The organism is uncultured Phenylobacterium sp. (assembly GCF_902826855.1).
Lineage (GTDB): Bacteria > Pseudomonadota > Alphaproteobacteria > Caulobacterales > Caulobacteraceae > Phenylobacterium.
Genome location: NZ_CADEGK010000263.1, coordinates 1 through 5,356 on the forward strand (window position 1 = coordinate 1; position 5,356 = coordinate 5,356).

The 5,356-nt window shown below is 69.9% G+C and carries 8 protein-coding genes; 4 read left to right on the plus strand and 4 right to left on the minus strand.

Annotated elements, in window-relative coordinates; all coding sequences use genetic code 11:
• The 4 genes from QZV94_RS22740 to QZV94_RS22755 form a co-directional block, all read left to right on the plus strand.
• A partial coding sequence (locus QZV94_RS22740) for a YgjP-like metallopeptidase domain-containing protein (protein ID WP_293682397.1) occupies positions 1-492 on the plus strand: 492 nt, incomplete at its 5' end.
• A gap of 97 nt (positions 493-589) precedes the next feature.
• Complete coding sequence (locus tag QZV94_RS22745; RefSeq protein ID WP_293682398.1) at positions 590-1,723, plus strand: divergent polysaccharide deacetylase family protein; 1,134 nt, start codon at positions 590-592, stop codon at positions 1,721-1,723.
• 13 nt (positions 1,724-1,736) lie between these two features.
• Positions 1,737-2,228 (plus strand): RNA pyrophosphohydrolase, encoded by a 492-nt coding sequence (locus QZV94_RS22750; RefSeq protein ID WP_293682399.1) that lies wholly within the window; start codon positions 1,737-1,739, stop codon positions 2,226-2,228.
• Positions 2,229-2,290: 62 nt separating this feature from the next.
• Positions 2,291-3,052: an alpha/beta hydrolase gene (locus QZV94_RS22755; RefSeq protein ID WP_293682400.1), complete on the plus strand. Its 762-nt coding sequence runs from the start codon at positions 2,291-2,293 to the stop codon at positions 3,050-3,052.
• Between the two features lie 5 nt (positions 3,053-3,057).
• Here QZV94_RS22755 and QZV94_RS22760 read toward each other — a convergent pair whose 3' ends face one another.
• From QZV94_RS22760 to atpD, 4 genes are all read right to left on the minus strand, one after another.
• Positions 3,058-3,306, minus strand: a complete 249-nt coding sequence (locus QZV94_RS22760; RefSeq protein WP_293682401.1) for a hypothetical protein — start codon at positions 3,304-3,306, stop codon at positions 3,058-3,060.
• A complete protein-coding gene (locus QZV94_RS22765; protein ID WP_293682402.1) occupies positions 3,306-4,022 on the minus strand; it encodes a hypothetical protein in 717 nt (238 codons plus the stop codon). The genes QZV94_RS22760 and QZV94_RS22765 overlap by 1 nt, the downstream gene beginning before the upstream one ends.
• A gap of 96 nt (positions 4,023-4,118) precedes the next feature.
• Positions 4,119-4,382 carry an ATP synthase F1 subunit epsilon gene (locus tag QZV94_RS22770; protein WP_293682404.1) on the minus strand — a complete coding sequence of 88 codons (264 nt, stop codon included), beginning with the start codon at positions 4,380-4,382 and terminating at the stop codon, positions 4,119-4,121.
• A gap of 6 nt (positions 4,383-4,388) precedes the next feature.
• The coding region (gene atpD, locus QZV94_RS22775) for a F0F1 ATP synthase subunit beta (protein ID WP_293682406.1) at positions 4,389-5,356 on the minus strand (968 nt) is incomplete at its 5' end.

Sequence of the window (5,356 nt, forward strand, 5' to 3'; positions counted from 1 at the left end):
GGCCAGCTGATCGAGGTGTTCGGCCGGCCCGTGCGGCTGGAGGCGGGAAGCGGCCGCGCCCGCTGGATCGAACCGCTGGACGGGTCGACGCCCAGCATCACCGCCATGGGAGAGGGCGAGGGCTTCAGCCGCGCGGTTATCCTGGTGCTGAAGAAGAAGGCGATGGAGGTGCTGTCGGCCCGCACCGCCCACTATGCCCTGGCGCTCGGGGCGCCCTTGCCGGTGGTCAGCGTCGCCGACGCAAAGTCCCGCTGGGGCTCGTGCAAGCCCGGTCCGCGCGGAACCGCCGGGGTCATCCGCTACTCCTGGCGCCTTGCGCTCGCGCCGTTCGAGGTCGCCGACTACGTGGCCGCCCACGAGTGCGCTCACCTGCTGGAACTGAACCACGGGCCCCGGTTCTGGGCCCACGTCCGCGCCTTGATCGGCGACGAACGCCGCCACCGGGCGTGGCTGCGGTCCGAGGGCGCGAGGCTCCACGCTTTCGGGCGCTGAGCGCTTGAGCGCCACGGCCAGGCCGGGGCCCAGAAGGGAAGCCAAAGCAAAACGTTAACCGTGATCGGCGAGGCTGGATGCCGAGGAGATCCCCGCCTTGGCCGCCATCGCTCTGCCCCAGATCAAACTTCCCAAGCTGACGCTGCCCCGGCTGCCCAGCCTCGGCGTCATGCTGAAGAGTCCCGCCGCCGGCCTGACCGCGGCCGGCGCGCTGTTCGCCGGCGCCGCGGTGGCATTGGTGAACCTACTGGGCCCGGTCGGTGGGGCCGACCACACGTTGCTGTCGCTGGAGGCGGGCCTGCACGGCGCGCCGGCCGGATGGCGCGAGGCGCTCAAGCCTGTACACGGCAAGACCCATACCTATGCCGACGTGATCCGGCTGTCCGAGCGGCCGCTGGCCCCCGGCGCGGCAGCCGGCTCGGCGCGCGCCGCCCCGCCGATGGCGTTCGCGGGCGGGGCGCTGGCCCAGGCGCCGATCGCCGGCTTCTACGCACCCGGCCCGGCCGGCCCCCTGCCGATCATCGCCCAGGACGGTCGCACCCCTGCCCAGGCCTATGCACGGCCCTTCACCCCCAACGGACGGCCGAAGGTGGCGCTCGTGATCAGCGGCCTGGGGCTGGAGGCCCGCCGCACCCGCCAGGCCATAGAGACCCTGCGTCCGGAGATCACGCTCAGCTTCTCGGTCTATGCCGAGGGCCTGCAGGGCTGGATCGACGAGGCCCGCGCCCACGGTCACGAGGTGCTGCTGGAAACACCGATGGAGCCCGTGGACTATCCGGACAACGACGCGGGGCCGTTCTCGCTGATGGCGGATGGTCAGCCGCCGGAGACCACCAAGAAGCTGGAGTGGATCCTCAGCCGCGCCACCGGCTACTTCGGCCTGACCAATTACCTGGGCTCGCGGTTCCTGGCGACAGACGGGGCGTACAATGCCTTCGCCAGCGCCATGCGGGGCCGCGGCCTTGCCTTCATCGACGACGGCTCGGCGGCCCGCCGCGGCGGCGGCGTGCCGCGCGCCACGGCCGAGCGGGTGATCGACGACCGGCTGTCAGGCGCAGCCATCGACCAGCAACTCACGGCCCTGGAGGCCGGCGCTCTGCAGCGCGGCCAGGCGCTGGGCTCAGGCTTCGCCTATCCCGTGACGCTGGAGAAGGTTGCGCAGTGGGCCAATGCGGTGGAACAGAGAGGCTACCAGCTGGCCCCCGCGAGCGCGCTCACCACCAAGCGCTGAGACCCAAAGCGTCATGACCGATCTCCCCGGCTACCGGCCCAATGTCGGAGTGGTGCTGTTCCATCCGGACGGGCGGGTGTGGCTGGGCCGGCGTGCGAACACCGAAGGACCGCACAACTGGCAGTTCCCGCAGGGCGGCGTGGACGCCGGCGAGGACCTCGAGGCCGCCGCACTACGCGAACTCACCGAGGAGACCGGGGCGGTGAGCGTCACCCACCTGGGGCGCACCGACGGCTGGATCAAGTACGACTTCCCCGCGGGCTACGGCGGCGCGAAGGCTGCGCGGGGCTTCAAGGGCCAGAAGCAGGTGTGGTTCGCCCTGCGTTTCGATGGCCGGGAGGACGAGTTCGACCTCGCCGCTCATCCTCCAGCCGAGTTCGACGCCTGGCGATGGGGCTACCTCAGCGAAGCCCCGGACCTGATCGTGCCCTTCAAACGGGCGGCCTATGAAGCGGTCGCCAAGGCTTTCGCGCCGTTCGCTGCAACCAAGAGCGCCGCGGCCTGATTCCGGCATCGCGCTTGCACTGTTCGCTCTAGATTGGGCTTGGGATCAGGGGTTTCACATTCATGCCGACGGTCGTGATGACGCACGGCGCCTTCTGCGGCGGCTGGTCCTTCGAGGCCTTTCGCGAGCCGTTCGAGGCGGCGGGCTGGCAGGTGCTGACACCGGACCTGCCCGGGCACTCGGGCGGCCCCGGCGGCGGCCGGGTGGCAGGCCTCTCGATGAGCGACTACGCCAAGGCCGTGGAGCGGGTCTGCGTCGAGCTGCCGGAGCCGCCGGTGCTGCTGGGCCACTCGATGGGCGGCCTGGTCGCCCAGATGGCGGCCCGGCGGGTGCGGCCCCGCGCCCTGGTGCTGCTCGCCCCCTCCGCGCCCTGGGGGGTCAGCGGGTCCAGCATCGAGGAAGCGGTCACTGCGCTCGGCGTCAGCGTCGCCGACCCGTTCTGGTCGGGCTCGGTGCAGCCCGACCGCAGCATTATGCGCATGGCCAGCCTGGACCGGACGCCGCGCGAACGCCGCGACGCCATTCTGGATCGCCTCGTCCCGGAAAGCGGGCGCGCTGTCCGCGAGGTGCTGAACTGGTGGCTCGATCCGTTCATGACCACCAGCATCGGCGCGGGCCCGCTGGCGTGTCCCGCCCTGGCGATCGTGGGCGAGCGCGACGTGGTCCATCCCGTCGCCACCGTGCGCCAGACCGCTGGCCGAATCGGCGCGGCCCTGCAGGTGATGCCAGGCATGAGCCACTGGCTGATCGGGGAGAAGGGGTGGGAGGACGTGGCCGCGCTGGTGCTGGAATGGCTGGCGTCGGACGCGGCCGCCGCGGCCTGAGTTCGCTAGGACTTGGGCCGCAGCGCCCATCGCGCCAGGCCGAACAAGGACACCAGCGCCCAGGCGCCCTCCATCACGGCGGCGGGCAGGTTGAAGGCCTGGGTGAACAGCGACCACAGGATCAGGCTGGCGCCCACCAAGTTGCAGGTCAGTGAGAGCGGCCGTTGCGGGTCCACCCGACCCAGGGCGGCTCCGGCGTAAGCCAGCAGGATGACGAGGACGCCGACCAGACCGGCGGCGTCCTGCAAACTCATCAGAACGTGCGTTCCTGGTACTGCATCGTGGCCAGGTCGTACTTGGCGTTCACCGGGGTCCCATCGGGGTTCTTCACGGTGGAGAAGTTGAGTCCGATCGAGTTCGTCGCGGTCAGATGCTCCCAGGAGCGCCGCACGCGCTTCAGGCCGTCGGGATCCTGGGGCTGGGTGTAGTTGGCGGTCGGGTCGAGCGGCGGCTGGTGCAGGAACGACCAGACGTTCAGAGCCTTGGCGATCTCCTCGTCGCCGCCGACCTCGTGACGGATCTCGGCGTTGCAGACGCCCTTGTTGGAGCCGATCGGGAAGATGACGATCTGGTGGTTCTTGTTCGCGCCCTTCTCGACGCTGAGCGGCCGGATCCAGGTCTGCTCGCGGCGGTTCAACTTGAAGCCATTGGCCTTGGCCAGGGCGTCCAGGTCCGCGCCCCTCGCGGCCGGCACGCAGACCTTCTCCAGCACCGCGATCGCGGCTGCGCCGTCGCCGGTGGTGGGCAGGGTCGGCAGAGGTGGCGGCGGAGCCGGGGCTTCCGCGGCGGGCGCGGGCGCGGCTGCCGGGGGTGTTGTCGCGGGCGCCGCTGCCGGCGGGGTGGCGGAGCCTGGATCCGGAGCCGCCGGCGGCGCCGCGACGGGCGGCGGCGGTTGGACGGCAGGCTCCTGGGCGTGCACGGCGGTCGCAAGAGCTGCGATGGCGATCAGGCTGGAGAGGGCGAGGCGCATCTGAAGGCTCCCTGACTGCGGCCGGGCATAAAACTTGACCAAGGCGTCCGAGGCAAGGCCTCGGGGCGCCAAATTTACGGCACTAATATATATCGCTTATGCAGCTTCGACAGCGTGTTCCGCAAGTATGGTCAGGCCGTCCGGCGTGACGTCGGCAAACCCGCCGCGGACTTCGTACACCGTGACCGTCCCGTCGTTGTGGACGCGCAACGGGCCTTCTTTCAGTGCGGTCATGAACGGCGCGTGACCGGCCAGGACGCCAAAGTCGCCCTCGGAGCCCGGCGCGTCGACCTGGTCCACATCGCCGGAGAACAGTTCGCGCTCCGGCGAGACCAGCGAGAAGTGCAGCTTGTCGGCCATCTGCCCTTATGCTTCCTGCGCCAGTTGCTCGGCCCTGGCCACCGCATCCTCGATGGTGCCGACGTTGAAGAAGGCCGGCTCCGGCAGGTGGTCGTACTCGCCTTCCACCAGCGCCTTGAACGAGCGAATGGTGTCTTCAAGGCTGACCAGCACGCCGGGCGTGTTGGTGAACTGTTCGGCCACGTGGAACGGCTGCGACAGGAAGCGCTGGATCTTCCGCGCCCGGGCCACGATCAGCTTGTCCTCTTCCGACAGCTCATCCATCCCCAGGATCGCGATGATGTCCTTGAGCTGCTTGTAGGTCTGCAGGGTCTCCTGCACCCGGCGGGCGACCTGGTAGTGCTCCTCGCCGATCACCAGCGGGTCCATGATCCGGCTGGTGGAGTCCAGCGGGTCCACGGCCGGGAAGATGCCCTGGGCGGCGATGTCGCGGCTCAGCACGGTCGTCGCATCCAAGTGGGCGAACGAGGCGGCCGGGGCCGGGTCGGTCAGGTCGTCGGCGGGCACGTAGATGGCCTGCACCGAGGTGATCGAGCCCTTGGAGGTGGAGGTGATCCGCTCCTGCAGGTTGCCCATCTCGGTGGCCAGGGTGGGCTGATAGCCCACGGCCGAGGGGATCCGGCCCAGCAGCGCCGACACTTCCGAACCGGCTTGCGTGAAGCGGAAGATGTTGTCGATGAACAGCAGGACGTCCTTGCCCTCCTGGTCGCGGAAGTACTCGGCCTGGGCCAGCCCGGTCAGGGCGACGCGGGCGCGGGCGCCGGGGGGCTCGTTCATCTGGCCGTAGACGAGGGCGCACTTGGACCCCTCGGTCGAGCCGTTGATCTTCGGGTCAACGTTCACGTTGGACTCGATCATCTCGTGGTAGAGGTCGTTGCCTTCGCGGGTGCGCTCGCCCACGCCGGCCAGCACGGAGTAACCGCCGTAGGCCTTGGCGATGTTGTTGATCAGCTCCTGCATCGTCACGGTCTTGC

Coding starts and splice junctions, on each gene's coding strand:
- QZV94_RS22755 (WP_293682400.1), top strand. CDS start 2,291: ATGCCGACGGTCGTGATGACGCACGGCGCCTTCTGCGGCGGCTGGTCC.
- QZV94_RS22765 (WP_293682402.1), bottom strand. CDS start 4,022: ATGCGCCTCGCCCTCTCCAGCCTGATCGCCATCGCAGCTCTTGCGACC.
- QZV94_RS22750 (WP_293682399.1), top strand. CDS start 1,737: ATGACCGATCTCCCCGGCTACCGGCCCAATGTCGGAGTGGTGCTGTTC.
- QZV94_RS22770 (WP_293682404.1), bottom strand. CDS start 4,382: ATGGCCGACAAGCTGCACTTCTCGCTGGTCTCGCCGGAGCGCGAACTG.
- QZV94_RS22760 (WP_293682401.1), bottom strand. CDS start 3,306: ATGAGTTTGCAGGACGCCGCCGGTCTGGTCGGCGTCCTCGTCATCCTG.